This is a genomic window from Variovorax paradoxus EPS (assembly GCF_000184745.1).
Lineage (GTDB): Bacteria > Pseudomonadota > Gammaproteobacteria > Burkholderiales > Burkholderiaceae_C > Variovorax > Variovorax paradoxus_C.
In genome coordinates, this window is record NC_014931.1 from 5,765,682 (window position 1) to 5,782,448 (window position 16,767).

At 67.8% G+C, this 16,767-nt stretch carries 18 protein-coding genes and 1 riboswitch; of the genes, 10 read left to right on the forward strand and 8 right to left on the reverse strand.

Annotation, left to right across the window (positions count from 1 at the left end; translation table 11 throughout):
* Positions 1–117 precede the first annotated feature (117 nt).
* Positions 118–1,068, forward strand: coding sequence for a 23S rRNA (adenine(2030)-N(6))-methyltransferase RlmJ (locus VARPA_RS26475; RefSeq protein WP_013543666.1), 951 nt, complete (start codon positions 118–120; stop codon positions 1,066–1,068).
* Between the two features lie 8 nt (positions 1,069–1,076).
* Here the strand turns inward: VARPA_RS26475 and VARPA_RS26480 are convergent, their stop codons facing one another.
* The 4 genes from VARPA_RS26480 to ahcY all read right to left on the reverse strand — a co-directional run bounded on the left by VARPA_RS26480 (position 1,077) and on the right by ahcY (position 4,905).
* Positions 1,077–1,703, reverse strand: coding sequence for a septal ring lytic transglycosylase RlpA family protein (locus VARPA_RS26480; protein ID WP_013543667.1), 627 nt, complete (start codon positions 1,701–1,703; stop codon positions 1,077–1,079).
* Positions 1,704–1,786: 83 nt separating this feature from the next.
* Positions 1,787–2,611: a methylenetetrahydrofolate reductase [NAD(P)H] gene (gene metF, locus VARPA_RS26485; RefSeq protein ID WP_013543668.1), complete on the reverse strand. Its 825-nt coding sequence runs from the start codon at positions 2,609–2,611 to the stop codon at positions 1,787–1,789.
* 10 nt (positions 2,612–2,621) lie between these two features.
* Entirely contained in the window at positions 2,622–3,458 is an 837-nt protein-coding gene (locus VARPA_RS26490; RefSeq protein WP_013543669.1) for a TlyA family RNA methyltransferase, read from the reverse strand.
* Positions 3,459–3,465: 7 nt separating this feature from the next.
* The gene (ahcY, locus tag VARPA_RS26495; protein WP_013543670.1) at positions 3,466–4,905 is read right to left on the reverse strand and encodes an adenosylhomocysteinase; all 1,440 of its coding nucleotides are present in this window, start codon (positions 4,903–4,905) and stop codon (positions 3,466–3,468) included.
* Positions 4,906–4,979: 74 nt separating this feature from the next.
* A riboswitch (S-adenosyl-L-homocysteine riboswitch) is annotated at positions 4,980–5,049 on the reverse strand.
* Between the two features lie 117 nt (positions 5,050–5,166).
* On the opposite strand from ahcY, the gene VARPA_RS26500 reads away from it, so the two are divergent.
* The 7 genes from VARPA_RS26500 to VARPA_RS26530 all read left to right on the forward strand — a co-directional run bounded on the left by VARPA_RS26500 (position 5,167) and on the right by VARPA_RS26530 (position 11,247).
* Complete coding sequence (locus VARPA_RS26500) at positions 5,167–5,802, forward strand: hypothetical protein (protein WP_013543671.1); 636 nt, start codon at positions 5,167–5,169, stop codon at positions 5,800–5,802.
* A 168-nt stretch (positions 5,803–5,970) separates the two neighbouring features.
* Positions 5,971–6,480 carry a TIGR01841 family phasin gene (phaP, locus tag VARPA_RS26505; RefSeq protein WP_013543672.1) on the forward strand — a complete coding sequence of 170 codons (510 nt, stop codon included), beginning with the start codon at positions 5,971–5,973 and terminating at the stop codon, positions 6,478–6,480.
* A gap of 23 nt (positions 6,481–6,503) precedes the next feature.
* Positions 6,504–7,421 (forward strand): alpha/beta fold hydrolase, encoded by a 918-nt coding sequence (locus VARPA_RS26510; RefSeq protein WP_013543673.1) that lies wholly within the window; start codon positions 6,504–6,506, stop codon positions 7,419–7,421.
* 29 nt (positions 7,422–7,450) lie between these two features.
* A complete protein-coding gene (locus tag VARPA_RS26515) occupies positions 7,451–7,876 on the forward strand; it encodes a hypothetical protein (RefSeq protein WP_013543674.1) in 426 nt (141 codons plus the stop codon).
* The gene (locus VARPA_RS26520; protein WP_013543675.1) at positions 7,873–8,946 is read left to right on the forward strand and encodes an alpha/beta fold hydrolase; all 1,074 of its coding nucleotides are present in this window, start codon (positions 7,873–7,875) and stop codon (positions 8,944–8,946) included. Before VARPA_RS26515 ends, VARPA_RS26520 begins: the two co-directional genes overlap by 4 nt.
* Positions 8,943–9,551 (forward strand): GNAT family N-acetyltransferase, encoded by a 609-nt coding sequence (locus VARPA_RS26525; protein ID WP_013543676.1) that lies wholly within the window; start codon positions 8,943–8,945, stop codon positions 9,549–9,551. The genes VARPA_RS26520 and VARPA_RS26525 overlap by 4 nt, the downstream gene beginning before the upstream one ends.
* A gap of 67 nt (positions 9,552–9,618) precedes the next feature.
* The gene (locus tag VARPA_RS26530; protein WP_013543677.1) at positions 9,619–11,247 is read left to right on the forward strand and encodes a peptide chain release factor 3; all 1,629 of its coding nucleotides are present in this window, start codon (positions 9,619–9,621) and stop codon (positions 11,245–11,247) included.
* Between the two features lie 15 nt (positions 11,248–11,262).
* On the opposite strand, the gene VARPA_RS26535 is transcribed toward VARPA_RS26530, so the two are convergent.
* From VARPA_RS26535 to VARPA_RS26545, 3 genes are read right to left on the reverse strand one after another with little or no spacing between them, the layout of a single operon-like run.
* A complete protein-coding gene (locus VARPA_RS26535) occupies positions 11,263–12,066 on the reverse strand; it encodes an ABC transporter permease (RefSeq protein ID WP_013543678.1) in 804 nt (267 codons plus the stop codon).
* A gap of 4 nt (positions 12,067–12,070) precedes the next feature.
* Positions 12,071–12,913: an ABC transporter permease gene (locus tag VARPA_RS26540; protein ID WP_041944034.1), complete on the reverse strand. Its 843-nt coding sequence runs from the start codon at positions 12,911–12,913 to the stop codon at positions 12,071–12,073.
* A 2-nt stretch (positions 12,914–12,915) separates the two neighbouring features.
* Positions 12,916–13,911, reverse strand: a complete 996-nt coding sequence (locus VARPA_RS26545) for an ABC transporter ATP-binding protein (RefSeq protein ID WP_013543680.1) — start codon at positions 13,909–13,911, stop codon at positions 12,916–12,918.
* 94 nt (positions 13,912–14,005) lie between these two features.
* Between VARPA_RS26545 and VARPA_RS26550 the strand changes: the two genes are divergently transcribed.
* On the forward strand, positions 14,006–14,845 hold the full coding sequence (locus VARPA_RS26550; protein WP_013543681.1) for an HAD-IIB family hydrolase: 840 nt from the start codon (positions 14,006–14,008) through the stop codon (positions 14,843–14,845).
* Here the strand turns inward: VARPA_RS26550 and VARPA_RS26555 are convergent.
* The gene (locus VARPA_RS26555; RefSeq protein WP_013543682.1) at positions 14,835–16,100 is read right to left on the reverse strand and encodes an MFS transporter; all 1,266 of its coding nucleotides are present in this window, start codon (positions 16,098–16,100) and stop codon (positions 14,835–14,837) included. The genes VARPA_RS26550 and VARPA_RS26555 overlap by 11 nt on opposite strands.
* Positions 16,101–16,189: 89 nt before the next feature.
* Between VARPA_RS26555 and VARPA_RS26560 the strand changes: the two genes are divergently transcribed.
* Positions 16,190–16,765: a TetR/AcrR family transcriptional regulator gene (locus VARPA_RS26560; protein ID WP_013543683.1), complete on the forward strand. Its 576-nt coding sequence runs from the start codon at positions 16,190–16,192 to the stop codon at positions 16,763–16,765.
* The last annotated feature ends 2 nt before the right edge of the window (positions 16,766–16,767 follow it).

Below are 16,767 nucleotides of genomic sequence, written 5' to 3' on the forward strand. Positions count from 1 at the left end.
CCCCAAAATCTCCAGTTCGACGGACTCATCCTGTTTCCCTCTCGTTTTGTAATTTGATGTTACCGCGGCTTCATTGAAGAGGCTGTTGCGCATCTGCCACCTATCCCGGAATCCCTCATGTTCAGTTACCGCCACGCCTTCCATGCCGGCAACCACGCCGACGTGCTCAAGCACACGGTGCTGATTGCCACGCTCGACCACCTGCTTGAAAAAGACGCCGCCCTCACGGTCGTCGACACCCACGCCGGCGCGGGCCTGTACCGGCTCGACGGCGACTACGCCGACACCAGCGGCGAAGCGGCCGATGGCATCCTGCGCCTGCTCGCCCCGCCCAAAGAGCCTGCCGCAGCCGCACCCGCCGCGAAGTCCGCGGCCAAGAAAGTGGCGCCGGAAGCCGAGGCGCCTCTGGCCGACGCGATCGCTCGCTACCTCAGCGTCATCCACGACTTCAACCCCAAGGGCGGCGCCCGCGTCTACCCCGGCTCGCCATTCATCGTGCAGCACCTGCTGCGCGACCACGACAAGCTCAAGCTGTTCGAGCTGCACCCGACCGATTCGCGCACGCTCGGCGCCAACATCGCGCAGCTCGAAGCCGGCCGGCAGATCGCCGTGTTGACCGAAGACGGCTTCAGCAGCGCCACCAAGTTCCTGCCGCCGCCTTCGCGCCGCGCGCTGGTGCTGATGGATCCGAGCTACGAAATCAAGAGCGACTACGCCCGGGTGCTCGACTTCGCAGCCGAGGCGCTCAAGCGCTTTGCCACGGGCACCTACGCCGTCTGGTATCCGATCATTCCGCGGCCCGAGGCGCACGACCTGCCGCGCCGGCTCAAGACCATGGCGACCAAGGCCGGCAAGCCGTGGCTGCATGCCACGCTGACGGTCAAGTCGAGCAAGTTGACTGCCACGCCGACCGGCGAGACCAAGCGGCCCGGGCTGCCGGCCAGCGGCATGTTCCTCATCAACCCGCCCTACACCCTGAAGCCGCTGCTCGCGGCAGCGTTGCCGCAACTGGCCGAGAAGCTGGCGCAGGACCGGAACGCGACCTTCTCGCTCGACAGCGGCGGCTGAGCGACGCCTCAGCGCCGGCGACGCTGAGGCACAACGGCCTTGCGGCGCGCCGGCACCGTGACCTTGGCGCGATCGGCCCCAGGCGCCATCGGTGCGGCAGCCTCGCCCGGTTCCACATCGACACCGCCGCAGCGCATGCCCGCGGAGCCGACGACCGACAGCGCCACCTGCTTGATTCCGAGTCCGATGAGGCCGATGCGCTCGGCAGCGGCCCGGCTCAGGTCGATCACGCGGCCCTGCGCATAGGGTCCGCGATCGGTAATGCGCACCAGCACCTCGCTGCCGTTGACCAGGCTGCGCACGCAGACGCGCGTTCCGAACGGCAGGGTCTTGTGGGCAGCCGTCAGGGCCGTCATGTCGAAGCGCTCGCCGCTGGCCGTCTTGCGCTGGTGGAACTGGATGCCATACCAGGATGCGCCGCCGCGCTCGAATATCTCGCGCGGGCCGTCGTCGCCGGGCACGCCGTCGTCGGGCGTCAGCTCGCCGGTGCCCGAGACCGCGAGGTCATAGCGCACCGAAGGCACATCCGACCGCGCGGAAGCGCCCGGTGGAACGGCCAGCCCCGACGACAGCGGCCGCAAGCGAGAACCCGCCGCAGCGCCCGGATCGGTGCCGCCTTCGGTGGCAGGCGGCATGGCGCAGCCCGCCAACACGCAGGTGACCGCGACAAGCACGAGGCGAAGCCCCGTGCGCAGCGGCGAACCTGCGGCGCGCCCTCTCAATCGAGGCGCTCCAGCAGGGCCAGCGTCGCCGTCGACTGGTTCATTGTGTAGAAGTGGATCGCAGGTGCGCCGCCGTCGCAGAGGCGCGCGCAGAGGTCGGTCACCACGTCCAGGCCGAAGGCCTTGATCGAGGCCGTGTCGTCGCCAAAGCCCTGCAGGCGCAGGCGGATCCAGCGAGGAATTTCAGCGCCGCAGGCGTCCGAGAAACGCATGAGCTGCGTCGAACTCGTGATGGGCATGATGCCCGGCACGATCGGCGTGTCGATGCCGAGCTTGCGCACCTCGTCGACGAAACGGAAGTAGGCCTCGGGGCTGAAGAAATACTGCGTGATGGCCGAATCGGCGCCCGCCTTCACCTTGGCGGCAAAAGCCTGCAGGTCGGCCTCGGGCGAGCGGGCCTGCGGATGCACTTCGGGATAGCACGCCACCTCGATGTGGAAGTCGCTGCCCGTTTCCTCGCGGATGAAGGCCACGAGATCGCTCGCATAGTGGAACTCGCCGCCGATGCCATAGCCGCTCGGCAGGTCGCCGCGCAATGCCACGAGGCGCTTGACGCCCATGGCCTTCAGCTCGGCCAATTGCTCCCGCACCGTGGCGCGCGTGGCGCCGATGCAAGAGAAGTGGCTGGCGGCATCGACGCCCTCGTTCAGGATCTCCTGCACCGCACCGAAGGTGCCCTGGTGCGTGGAGCCGCCCGCGCCATAAGTGACCGAGCAGAACTGCGGCTTGCGCGCATACAGCTGCTGGCGCACCGCGCGCAGCTTGACCGCGCCTTCGGGCGTCTTGGTCGGGAAGAATTCGAAACTCAGCGGAAGGCGCACCTGCGTCTCCTTAGGAACCGTTCGCGCCGGACGCGCGCACGGCGTGAATGAAAAACTCGCGGTTGCCGTCGCCGCCGGCGATCGGGCTGTCGAACCAGCGCAGCACCTTCAGCTCAAGCGCTGCGCATGCATCGTGCAGGCGCTTCTCGACGACGGGGTACATCGCGTCGTCGCGCACGATGCCGCCCTTGCCGACCTGGCCGGGCTGCAGTTCGAACTGCGGCTTGACCAGCATCAGCAGCTGGCCGTCGTCGGCCAGGAACTGCACCACGGCCGGCAGCACCAGAGTGAGCGAGATGAACGACAGGTCGCCGACGATGAGGTCGAAGCGCGGCTCGGCCGGAGCCTCGACTACCTCGCCAACCTCTGCGGCATCTTCCGCCTCGGCGTCCTCGTCATCGTCCACCTGCAGATCGGCCGGCGACAACGCCCGCGCATTGACGCCTTCGATGGCGACCACGCGCTCGTCCTCGCGCAACTTCGCATGCAGTTGCCCATGGCCGACGTCGACGCCCACGACCTTCGTCGCGCCGCGTTGCAGCAGGCAATCGGTGAAGCCGCCGGTCGACTGGCCCACATCGAGGCACAGCTTGCCGGCGGGATCGACACCGCTCACATTCAGCGCGCCTTCCAGCTTGAGCCCGCCGCGCGAGACGTACCGCGCCTCGGCCGCATCGTCGAGTTCGAGCTCGGCGGATGCAGGCACTTCGTCCTTGTTCTTCACGACCGAGCGCCATGCGTCGCTCGTGCCCGCATCGCGCCAGCGCATGCCGCCGGCAATGAGCCGCACGGCCTGCGAACGCGACGCGGCGAGGCCGCGTTCCACCAACAGTTGATCAGCGCGCATGGACGCTTTAGTAGCGGTACGTGTCCGGCTTGTACGGGCCGTTCTTGCTCACGCCGATGTAGGCGGCCTGCGAGTCGGTCAGTTCCGTCAGCATGGCGCCGACCTTCTTCAGGTGCAGGCGCGCGACCTTCTCGTCCAGGTGCTTGGGCAGCACGTAGACCTTGCCGGCCTGGTAGGCGTCGGGCTTGGTGAAGAGCTCGATCTGCGCGATGGTCTGGTTCGCGAACGACGACGACATCACGAAGCTCGGGTGGCCCGTGCCGCAGCCCAGGTTCACCAGTCGGCCCTTGGCCAGCAGAATGATCTTCTTGCCGTCCGGGAAGGTGATGTGATCGACCTGCGGCTTGATTTCTTCCCACTCGTACTTCTCGATCGACGCGACGTCGATCTCGTTGTCGAAGTGGCCGATATTGCAGACGATCGCCTGGTCCTTCATCTTGACCATGGTGTCGTGCGTGATGACGTCCTTGTTGCCGGTGGTCGTCACGAAGATGTCGGCCTTGTCGGCGGCGTATTCCATCGTCACGACCTTGTAGCCTTCCATCGCGGCCTGCAGGGCGTTGATCGGGTCGATCTCGGTGACCCACACTTGCGCCGACAGTGCGCGCAGTGCCTGGGCCGAACCCTTGCCCACGTCGCCGTAGCCGGCCACGCAGGCCACCTTGCCGGCGATCATCACGTCGGTCGCGCGCTTGATGCCGTCCACCAGCGATTCACGGCAGCCGTACAGGTTGTCGAACTTGCTCTTGGTGACCGAGTCGTTCACGTTGATCGCGCGGAACAGCAGCGTGCCCTTGGCGCTCATTTCGTTCAGGCGGTGCACGCCGGTGGTGGTCTCTTCGGTCACGCCGATGATCTCGGCGGACTTGCGGGTGTACCAGGTCGAATCGACCGCCAGCTTGGCCTTGATCGCGGCGTACAGGATGCGTTCTTCTTCGCTGGTCGGGTTGGCCAGAACGCCCAGGTCCTTCTCGGCGCGTTGGCCCAGGTGCATCAGCAGCGTGGCATCGCCGCCGTCGTCCAGGATCATGTTGGGGCCTTCGCCCTTCGAGCCCTTGGGGCCGAAGTCGAAGATGCTGTGGGTGTAGCCCCAGTAGTCTTCCAGCGACTCGCCCTTGATCGCGAACACCGGCGTGCCCGAAGCGGCAATCGCTGCGGCGGCGTGGTCCTGCGTCGAGAAGATGTTGCACGAGGCCCAGCGCACGGTAGCGCCCAGGGCCTGCAGCGTCTCGATCAGCACGGCCGTTTGAATGGTCATGTGCAGCGAGCCCGTGATGCGCGCGCCCTTGAGCGGCTGCGCCTTCGAGAACTCTTCGCGGATGGCCATCAGGCCGGGCATCTCGGTTTCCGCAATGCGGATTTCCTTGCGGCCCCAGGCGGCGAGGGACAGGTCGGCAATCGCCTGGTCGGCGGTCAAAACGGGGGTGGGCTTGAGAACAGCGCTCATGAGAACTCCAAAACTGGTTTGAAAGATGCCACTGCGTACGGGGGTCTGACGGAAAAAGGACTCACCGCGAGAACAGCGGGTGAGCGTGGTTGCGATGTGGTCCGAGCCTCACGCCTTGATGGCGCTGCAACGCTCCTCGGAACGGCGGATTGTAGACGTGGTGCCAGGCCGAGCCAACCGCTGGGGTATCCCGCATGGCGGGAAGCGCGTTTCGTTGTCGAGGCGTACATTGATCCGCACTCCAACACCAAGATCCTTCCCATGCTCTCCAGAATTTCCTCGACCCTGCTGGCCTCGGCCGCTCTTCTTGCCGCTGCTGCCGCACCGATCTCCGCCTCCGCACAAGCCCCTTCCGAACAAGTCCGCATCCGCGGCACCATCGTCCGCGTCGACGCCAAGACCCTCGTCGTGCAGGACCGCGGCGGCGAAGTCGTCAGCCTTGCGCGGCCGGCCGACATGCAGCTGTCCGAGGTCTACCGCATCAAGCTCGCCGACATCAAGAAGGGCAGCTTCATCGGCACCGCCGCCATGCCGCAGGCCGACGGCACGCAGAAGGCGCTCGAAGTCGTGGTGTTCCCCGAGGCCGCGCGCGGCACGGGCGAAGGCCACCGGCCGTGGGACCTGCTGCCGGAGAGCACAATGACCAACGCCACCGTCGCCGACCTGGCCGCGGCGCCGAAATCGGTGCGCGGCGGGCAGCAACTGCGCCTGACCTACAAGGGCGGCGAGAAGACGGTCGTTGTGCCGCCCGATGTGCCGGTCGTGACCTTCCGCGCCGGCACCGAGGCGCTGCTGGTGCCCGGCGCCAAGGTGCTGGTCAATGCGCAGGAAAAGAACGGCACGCCCACGGCGCTGCGCGTGACGGCCGGGCGCGACGGCTTCGCGCCGCCGATGTAAGCGCCGATGTAAGGCAAGTCACCCAAGGGAAATCCCGCAGGCAAATTTGTCGCTGCGGTGACCGCGGGCGCGTCGGTGCGGCGTATCGTGGCGAGGGACTTTTGCCGTCCGGCCGGTCCTTGTTTGCTCGCCATTCACCCGTTCACCCGACACAGGAGATACCGCACCATGGCCACTGCCAAGAAAGCCGCCGCCAAAAAGACCGCTGCCAGCAGCAGCAGCAGCACCAGCAGCGCCAAGGCGGCCGCCCCCAGCGCCGCCGACATGCTCAATCCGATGAAGAACCTCAAGGGCATGGCCGATCGCCTGCAGGAACTGAACCTCACCGGCGGCGCGGGCAAGCTGCTCGACAGCGGCCGCAAGGACCTGCAGGCGCTGATGCAAGCCAACGAAAAGTCCTACCAGGGCCTGCAGACCGTGGTGCAGCGGCAGACCGAGATGATCAAGAGCGCCATCACCGAATGGCAGACGGCCGCCAAGGAAATGCCCGGCAAGGATGCCAAGGCCAACCTCGCCAAGCTCGACGAGCTCGGCCGCCAGTCGTTCCAGCGCGCCATCGACGACATCAAGGAACTCGCCAACCTCGCGGCCAAGTCGCAGGCCGATGCCTTCGACGTCGTGCGCCAGCGCATCCAGTCCAACGTGGATGAAGTGACCAAGATGCTGCAGCGCAAATAAGTCGATAGAAAAGGCCTCGCGCAATGACCGCCGCCCCACCCTCCATCGAGCGGCGCAGGCCGGTCAATGGCGTCGAAATCGCGTGGGACAGCTTCGGCGATCCCGCGGCATCGCCACTCGTCCTGATCATGGGCCTCGGCGCCCAGATGGTGGCCTGGGACGACGCGTTCTGCGCCCGCCTCGCGGAAGCGGGCGGGCACCGCGTGATCCGCTTCGACAACCGCGACATCGGCCATTCGACGCACCTGTCGCACCTGGGCGTGCCCGACATCCAGGCGCTGATGCTGCAGGCCATGGCGGGCAAGCCGCTCTCCGTGCCCTACACGCTGCGCGACATGGCCGACGACTGCATCGGCCTGCTCGATGCGCTCGGCATCGAGCGCGCACACATCGTCGGCGCCTCGATGGGCGGCGCCATCGGGCAGGAGATGGCCATCCATCATCCGCAGCGCATGCGCTCCTTCACCAGCATCATGTCGACCACCGGCGATCCCGCGCTGCCGCCGCCCACGCCCGAGGCGCTGGCAGTGCTGTTCTCGCCGACACCGCTGACCTTCGATGCCTACCTGGCGCATTACAAGAAGATCTGGCGCGTGCTGCGCGGCCCCGGCTTTCCGCTCGACGAGGCGCGCGATGCCGAACGCGCGCAGCTCATCTTCCTCCGCGGGCTCAACCCGGGCGGCGTGGCGCGGCAGCTCGCGGCGGTCTTCGCATCGGGCAACCGCAAACCGGCGCTGCGCGACGTGCGCGTGCCCACGCTGGTGATCCACGGCGATGCCGACCCACTGGTGCCGGTGGCGTGCGGCGTGGATGTGGCCGATGCGATCGCCGGCGCGAAGCTGCTGCGCATCCCGCGCATGGGCCACGCGCTGCCGATTTCGATGTGGCCGCAGATCATCGACGCCATCGCCGCGCACACCGGGCAGCTTCGCGATCATTGAACGACCGATAGACGACGGGGCCTCTGTCCATGAACAAGTTCTCCCCCCTCGACCCGATGGCCACGTGGCGCGAGCTCACGGCCCAATGGGAAAAGAGCACCAACGAATTCGCCAACGAGACCATGGCCTCCGATCCGTTCCGCCAGGGCATGCACGGCGGGATGAACGCCTCGCTCACCGGGCAGAAAGCGCTGGGCGACCTGATGGCGCGCTACCTCACGATACTGAACCTGCCGACGCGCGCGGACATCCAGGCACTGGGCGAGCAGTTGCAAAGCATCGACGATCACCTGGCGAACATCAGTCGCGCGATGGAAAGCGCACGCGGCCCGGCTGCATCCGCGACCGCCCATGCGCCGCCCCAGCCGCGCCGCACCAAGAAGCCCCCGCAGGCTGAGGCCGCTGCCCCGGCTCCGGCCGCCCCGAAGCGCCCCGCCGGAAAGCGCACACGATGAGCGCCGCGGCGGACGCGTTCGCCCTGCCCGACATCGGCGCAGAGATCGAGCGCGCGATCCAGCGCAACCTCAAGGGCCTGGACTTCCTCACCTCGGCCGCGCCGGCCATGGGGCAGACGGCCAGGGACGAAATCCACCGCCGCGGCACGCTGAGCCTGTACCACTACCGCCCGCTGGTCGACGAAATCTACCGCGTGCCGCTCTTGATCGTCATGGCGACCACGAACCGCGGCTACATCCTCGACCTCGCGCCGGGCCAGAGCATGGTCGAGCACCTGCTGCTCCAGGGCTACGACGTCTACATGATGGATTGGAACGCGCCGCGCCCGCAGGAAAAGCAGCTGCGCATCGAGGACTACGTGCTCGACTTCATCCCCGATTCACTGCGGCGCGTGCAGGCACGCTCCGGCGAGGAAGACGTCACGCTCGTGGGCTACTGCATGGGCGGCGTGCTTTCCACGCTCTATGCGGCGCTGCATCCGGAGGGCCCGATCAAGAACCTCGCGCTCTTCACCACGCCCATCGATTTCAGCCGCATGAAGCTCTTCCATGCGTGGTCGGACCGGCGTTATTTCGACGTCGACCGGCTCATCGACACGATCGGCAACGTGCCGCCAGAGATGCTGCTCGCTTCGTTCGACATGCTGCGTCCCGCGGGCCGCAGCGCCGGCGTGGTGCAGCTGTGGGACAACATGGCCAACGACGAATTCGTCAAGTCGTATCGCATGTTCGACCGCTGGGGCGCCGAGATGCTGCCGCTGGCCGGCGAGTACTTCCGCCAGACCGTCAAGGAGCTGATGTGGGACAACAAGCTCTTCAAGGGCGAGCTGGTGCTCGGCGGCCGCAAGGTGCTGCTCGCAAACATCAAGGTGCCCGTGCTGCACGCGCTCGCGCAGCACGACCACATCGTTCCCTATGAGGCAGGCCAGCCGCTGATCGCCAACATCGGCTCCACCGACAAGGAAGAAGTGGTGCTCAAGGGCGGCCACGTCAGCCTGGCCGCGGGCGCCAACGCGGTCCGCCGGCTGTGGCCCAAACTCGACGACTGGCTTGGAGTGCGCTCGACATGACCATCACCGCTGTGTCCGACTCTTTCTCGCGGACCTATCCGCGCACCGTGACGAGCAGCGACGGCGACATCGTCCTGCGGCTGATGAACGCGGACGACGCGGCCGCCGTGCTGGCTTTCGCGCAGGGCCTGCCCGTGCACGACCTGCTTTTTTTGCCGCGCGACATCACCGAGCCCAAGGTGATGAACGCCTGGGTCCGCGCGATCGAGCGCGGCGACATCGACAGCGTGCTCGCGATGCGCGGCACCACAGTGCTGGGCTGCGCGGCGGTGATCCGCGATCCGCACTCGTGGTCCAGTCACGTGGCCGAGCTGCGCCTCCTGGCCGCGCCCGAGCTGCGCGGCAGCGGCCTCGGCCATCGGCTTGCACGGGAGGCCTGCGCGCTGGCCATCGAGCGCGGCGCCGAAAAACTCGTCGCGCGCATGACCGTCGACCAGCGCAGCGCCATCGCGGTCTTCCAGGCGCTGGGCTTTCGTCCCGAGGCGCTGCTGAGCAAGCACGTGAAAGATAAGCAGGGCGTGACGCACGACCTCGTGGTGCTGAGCCACGACGTGGCGCAGTTCGAGGCGCAGATGCGGGCGTATGGGATGACGGAGGCTTTTTAGGCCCTCGGAGCGGGCCGGTTCCGGACGCCCTTCTAAAATCGCGGCCTTCCCCCGCAGATTGCCCATCTTGTCTTTTGTTGCCGAAACCCGCCGCCGCCGCACCTTCGCGATCATTTCCCACCCTGATGCCGGCAAGACCACGCTGACCGAGAAGCTGCTGCTTTTCTCCGGCGCGATCCAGATCGCAGGCTCGGTGAAGGCGCGCAAGGCTTCGCGCCATGCGACCTCCGACTGGATGGAAATCGAAAAGCAGCGCGGTATCTCGGTGGCCTCGTCGGTCATGCAGATGCTGTACCGCGACCACGTGATCAACCTGCTCGACACGCCCGGCCACAAGGACTTCTCGGAAGACACCTATCGCGTGCTCACCGCCGTCGACTCGGCGCTGATGGTGATCGACGCGGCGAACGGCGTGGAAGCGCAGACGCGGCGGCTGATCGAGGTTTGCCGTCAGCGCGACACGCCCATCATCACCTTCGTCAACAAGATGGACCGCGAAGTGCGCGAGCCGCTGGACATCCTGGACGAAGTGGAGCGCGAGCTCGGCATGCCCTGCGTGCCGATGACCTGGCCGGTCGGCCAGGGCAAGACCTTCCGCGGGATCATGAACCTGCGCACGCAGACGATGACGGTGTTCGAGTCGGGCAGCGAACGGCTGCCGCACGACTTCGAGACGATTCCGCTGACGGACCGCGAAGCGCTCACCAAGCGCTTCGGCGCCGATTTCGAATCCGCCATGGACAGCATGGAGCTGGCCACCGGTGCCTCGCCGACCTGGGACCGCGAAGCCTTCCTGGCCGGCAAGCAGACGCCCGTGTTCTTCGGCTCCGGCGTGAATAACTTCGGGGTGATGGAAGTGCTCGATGCGCTGGTCGACCTCGCGCCCTCGCCGCAGTCGCGCACCAGCACCACGATGGTCAACCGCCAGCCGGTAGTGAAAGAGATCCAGCCCGAGGACAAGGACTTCGCAGGCGTGGTCTTCAAGGTGCAGGCCAACATGGACGCCAACCATCGCGACCGCATCGCCTTCGTGCGCATGGCCTCGGGCAAGTACACGCCGGGCATGAAACTCAAGGTGCAGCGCACGTCCAAGGAACTGCGCCCCACCAGCGTCGTGACCTTCATGAGCCAGCGCCGCGAGGCCGTCGAAGAGGCCTATGCGGGCGACATCGTGGGCTTTACCACCCACGGCGGCGTGCAGCTGGGCGACACCATCACCGATGGCGCGAGCCTGCAGTTCACCGGGCTGCCCTTCTTCGCGCCCGAACTGTTCATGACCGTGATCCTGAAGAACCCGCTGCGCACCAAGCAACTGCAGCAGGGCCTGGCCCAGCTCGGCGAAGAAGGCGCGATTCAGGTCTTCCGCCCCGAGGTCGGCGGCCCGATGCTGCTGGGCGCCGTCGGCCAGCTGCAGTTCGAAGTGGTGCAGCACCGCCTGAAGGCGGAGTACGACGCCGACGTGCGGCTCGAAGGCTGCCAGTACACGGGCGCCCGCTGGATCACGGCCGACACGCCGGCCGAATTGCGCGAGTTCGTCAACGCCTACCCGGTGCGCATGGCCAAGGACGCGGCGGACACGCTGGCTTTCCTGTGCACCTCGCCGTACGACGTGCGGCTGGCGCAGGAGCGGTTTCCGAAGATCCATTTCCATCCGCTGCGGGAGCACGCGGGGCTGGCGCTGCAGAGCGCCGGTTGATCGCGACTGCCTGACCTAGCTGCCCGTCGACGCGTAGCGGCGCAACCCCAGCCGCCACACGCCGAAGGCAGCCGCCAGGAACACGAAGCCCGTGACCGGCGAGACGATGCCCACCCACCCCGGCGCACCGAGCGGGTCGGCCTTCCCCAGGATCGCCAGCGCCGGGTAATAGGCCACGCAGGCCAGCGGCACCACGAAAGTCAGCACCCGGCGGAACCACCGCGCATACAGCGCCAGCGGGTACTGCGCCGCCTGCACGCCGCCGTAGGTGAGCACGTTGGCGATCTCCAGGCTCTCGACGGTCCAGAACGACAGCGTGCCCTGCAGCACCAAAATGCCGAGGAACAGCGCGACGCCGCCGGCCAGCGCGAACAGCGCGATCGCCACCGCAGCCGGCGTCCATTCGATGCCTGCCTGCTGCGTCGCAAACGCCACGACGGCCAGGCCCTGCAACAGGCGGCCCGCGCGGCTGATGCGGAAGTCGTTGCCCATCAACTGCAGCGTCAGCGGGCGCGGACGCAGCAGCAAGCGGTCGAAGGCGCCGGTGCGCAGGAACTCGGTGCCGAGCACGTCGAAGCCGCGGCCCAGTGCATCGGCCAGCGCGAACATGCAGTTGACCAGCCCGTAGAACAGCGCCACGTCGCCGATGCGCCAGCCCTGCACTTCGCCGAAGCGATGGAACAGCGCCCAGACGGCAACCACCTCGATGCCGGTCCCGAGGAACTGGCCGACGGTCAGCATCAGCGCGGAGGCGGGATAGCGCGCCTGGCCGCCGATGGACGCGCGCACGAGGCGGAAGAAAAGTGGCAGCGAGCCCATTCGGTCAGCCGCCCTGGATCTGAAGGCTGCGCATCGTGCGGCCCATCGCGAAGCGTCCCGCGGCGACGAGCACTGCGATCCAGAAGCACTGCAGCGCCAGCGCGGCCATCGCATGCCAGCCACTCAACTGACCGAAGTAGAGCCGCGCGGGAATGTCCATCAGCCCGGCCAGCGGCTGGACCAACAGCACCGTCTGCCAGGCGTCCGGCAGCAAGGCGAGCGGCAGCAGGTTGCCCGACAGCACGATGACCACGGGCGTCGCCACCGCGCTGATGCCGCGCTCGTTGAGCGCGGCGGTGGCCGCCACGTTGAGCAGCATCACCATCGATGCCGACAGCAGCAGCGCCAGCCCCGCGGACACGAGGAATGCAAGCCCCGCCGCCGCGCTCGCTGGCAGCTGCCAGGCCCACTCGCCCAACCCCGCCAGCGGCAACGCAACCGCGGCGAACGCAGCCATCAGAGCCACCCGCGGCAGTACGCGCGCGGCGATCCATCCGGCGCTGCGCGCGAACCACAGCGCATAGGCATCCACCGGTCGCAGCCGGTCGTAGGCGACCGCGCCGGTGCGCACGGCCTGCGCCACTTCCGGGTCGCTGAGCCAGGGCAGCAGCACGAGCAGCCCCTGCGCCAGCCACGTATAGGTGATGGCATTCGCGAGCGACATCGGCGAACTCGCGCCCGCGATGGCCGTGCCGCCATAGAAGGCAGCGAACACCATCACCTTGATGCCGCCCCACCAGCACTGCGTCGCGAAGCCCGCGAGCGCGGCGGTGCGGTACTGCAGCATCTGCAGGAAGCGCGAGGCGAAGGCCGCAGCGTAGGGACGCACGAGAGTCCGCAGCTGCATCATCACGTTTCGGCCGCTCCGTGCATCGCATAGAAGCGCGCGATCACCGCCTCGATCGCCAGGCCTTCAAGGCGGATGTCTTCCACCACGTGCTCGGCCGCGATGCGCGCGATCAAGGCCGGCGCGGTGGTCACCGAAGGATCGAAATCGAGCACCAGCGTCTGCCCATCGCGGGCGCGCACCGTGGCGCCGGGCACCTCTGCGGGCGGTGCGGCGTCTTGCGCGAAGTCGACGATCAACCGGCGCTCGGCCATCACCTGTGCGCGCAACGCCTCGACCGGGCTGTCGGCCAGCACGCGGCCGTGGCCGATGACGATCACGCGCTGGGCCAGCGCCTCGATGTCGTGCATGTCGTGCGTGGTGAGCAGCACAGTCGTGCCGCGCTCGCGATTGGCGCGGCGCACGAAGTCGCGCACCGCGAGCTTCGACGGCGCATCGAGGCCGATGGTCGGTTCGTCCAGGAACAGGATGTCGGGCTCATGCAGCAGCGCCGCCGCGATCTCCGCGCGCATGCGCTGGCCCAGCGAGAGCTGGCGCACCGGCTGGTCGAGCACGCGCTCCAGATGCAGCAGCGCGACCAGCTCGTCGCGGGTTTTGCGATAGTGTTGCGGATCGACGCGATAGATGTCGCGCAGCAGATCGAAGCCGTCGCCCACGGGCAGGTCCCACCACAGCTGCGTGCGCTGGCCGAAGACCACGCCGATGCGCCCCACGTGGCGCTCGCGGTCGGCGAAGGGATCGCGGCCATCGACCTCCACACGCCCGCCGTCGGGCCGCAGGATGCCCGCGAGGATCTTGATGGTGGTCGACTTGCCCGCGCCGTTCGGCCCGATGAAGCCGAGCAGCTCGCCGCGCTGCAATTCGAAGGACACGCCCGACAGCGCCTCCACCGTGCGATGCCGCCGCTGCACGAGGCCGCGCAGCGCACCCATCACGCCCGGGTCGCGCTCGGAAATACGGTAGGTCTTGAGGAGGTTGTCGACGAGGATGTGGGGCATGGGAGGCGCCGCGCCGGCCTGGAAGGCGCGGCGGGGGCGGGATGCTACACGAAAGCGCCGGTACGATCTCGGGCTCTCCAGAGATTCATCGCCCATGTCGTCTTCGTCGTCTCCCCTGCCCGCCTCGCCCACTCATCTGCTGCCGCTCGACCGTTGGGCAGCACCGGCGCGCAGTGCGCTCGTCGGCGTGTTCACGGACATCGACGACACGCTCACCACCGACGGCGCGATCACGGCCGAGGCGCTGCAGGCGCTCGGCGAGCTGAAAGCAGCCGGCTTCGCCATCGTGGCGATCACCGGCCGGCCGGTGGGCTGGAGCCTGCCCTTCGTCAACACCTGGCCGGTCGATGCGATCGTGGCGGAGAACGGCGCGGTGGCGCTGCTGCCCACGGCCGATGGGCAGATCGAAAAGCGCTACCAGCAGGACGCGCCCACGCGCGCCGCCAACTTCGCGCGCATGCAGGCGGTGCTCGCGCGCATCGAGCGCGAGATTTCGGGTGCGCGGCGCGCCACCGATTCAGCGGGCCGCGAGACCGACATCGCCATCGACCACAGCGAGTTCGTGCAGTTGAGCGAGGAGACCATCGCCCACGTCGTCGCGCTGATGCGCAGCGAGGGCATGCACGCGACGGTGAGCAGCATCCACATCAACGGCTGGTACGGCGACAACGACAAGCTCGAGGGCGCCCGCTGGATCGTGCGCGAGCTCTGGGGCCGCGCGCTCGACGACGAACTCGACCGCTGGGCCTACGTGGGCGACTCCACCAACGACCAGCTGATGTTCCGCACCTTCGCGGGCAGCATCGGCGTGGCGAACGTCGCGCGCTTCGTGCCGCAGTTGGAGCACCTGCCGCGCTATGTGACGGCGGGCGAGCGCGGCGTGGGTTTCGCCGAGGCGGCGCGCGCGATTCTTTCCGCCCGCGCTACTCGCTAACTGGGAGGCCGCGCGCATTGCTGCGTAGCGCCGCCCATTGCCGCCAGATGCCGAAGGCCGCGATCGCCAGCAGCACCGCTGCGTAAGCTTCCACCGTGTTCAGCAGGCCGAGCGGCTTCACCAGGAAGCCCGCGAGCATCGCCGGCAGGCTGAACGCGAGGTAGCAGACCACGAAGATGGCGGCGAAGAGTTCGCCGCGCTCGTGCGAATCGGCGAGCGGCGCCAGCGTCTGCACCAGCGCCGAGAACGCACCGCCGAAGCCCAGGCCCGCGATCGCGGTGCCCACGAAGAACAACGCGAGCGACTTCGTCGCCAGCGACGCCAGCAGCAGCACCAGGCCGATCGCGATGCTGGCCGCGCCGAAGACGACGGTGCGCGGCGCGGGGAAGCGGCCGAGCAAGGTGGGCGCGAGCGCACCGAAGCCCGAGAGCACCGCCACCGTGAGACCGTTGACCACGCCGTTGTCGATGTGGAACACATGCAGCATCAGCGATGGTGCGAGCGACAGGTACAGGCCGCCCAGCGCCCACACCGCGATGAACACCGGCAGGCCGCGCACGAAGTCGGCCCGCGCCCGCACGGGAATCGACACGCGCGGCACCAGCGAAGCCAGCGCACCGGGGCGCGGCGTGACCGTCTCGGGCATCCACAGCACCACGGCCGCGCCGACCGCGAACACCACGGCCAGCACGCCGAACACCAGCATCACGGGCTGGGCAGTGAACTTGACTGCGATGCCTGTCAGCAACGCGCCCACCGCGAGCCCCGCGAGGGGCGACACGCTGGTGATCAGCGCACCCAGGCGCTTGCGCGATGCTGGCGCCGCTTCGACCACCGCCGCGCTCAGCGCGCCGCTCGCGATGCCCGTGGCCACGCCCTGCACGACGCGCGCGCCGATCAGCCCGGAGATGTCCTCTGCCAGCACGAAGAGCCCCATCGCCACCGCCTGCAGCACCAGCGCCCCCAGCACCACCGGCCGCCGGCCGATGTGGTCCGACAGCGAACCCGCCACCAGCAGCGAGATCAGCAACGCAATCGCATAAATCGCGAACGCCACCGTGAGCATCGACGCCGAGAAGCCCCAGGCGTGCTGGAACACGACGAACAACGGCGTGGGCGCGGCGGCTGCGAAGAAAAAGGCAAAGAGCACCGCGGCCAGCAGCGGAAAACCGACCGCCGCCGGCAGGCGCCAGGGCTTGGAACGGGCAGCGACGTCAGCGGTGGCAACGGCGAGTTCAGGGCAGGAGGAAGGCATTGGGAATCCTTAACGCAACTTTTTTAGCTTTTGTGATTCTAGACCTGTAGATTCACTAAAGCAAAAACCTTTGCGTTAAAGTCCATCCGATGAACGATGCTGTCCTTCCCAACAAACGTCCCGGCGGCCGCAGCGCCCAGGTGCAGGCGCTGGTGCGCACCGCCCTCGAACAACTGGTGGCCGAAGAGGGGCGCGAGCGCGTCACCGTGCCGGCCGTGGCCGAACGCGCAGGGGTCAGCGCCTCCAGCATCTATCGGCGTTGGGGGGATTTGTCAGGGTTGCTGGCCGAGACGGCCACGCACCGGCTCGATCCGAACCGGCCGCTGCCCGACACCGGCAACCTCCGCAAGGACCTGACGGCGTGGGCGCAGGAACTCATCACGCATTTGGCGCAACCCTGCAGCAAGTCCTTGCTGAAAGCCGCGGCCGCGCTGGCCACCGGCGATGCGGACACGGATTGCCTGCGCAACCGCCGCAAGGAAGCGCTGGCGCTGGTCGCGCAGGCGCAAGCCCGCGGCGAGCCGGCGCCCGAGGCGGAGCAAGTGATCGATCACGTGATCGCGCCGATCGTGTTCCGGCTGGTGTTCGGGGCGGAGCCGGTGAAGCCGGAACTGGCGGAGCGGCTGGTGGGGGAGCTGTTTGCGATTGCGGTGCCAGGACGCTGAAA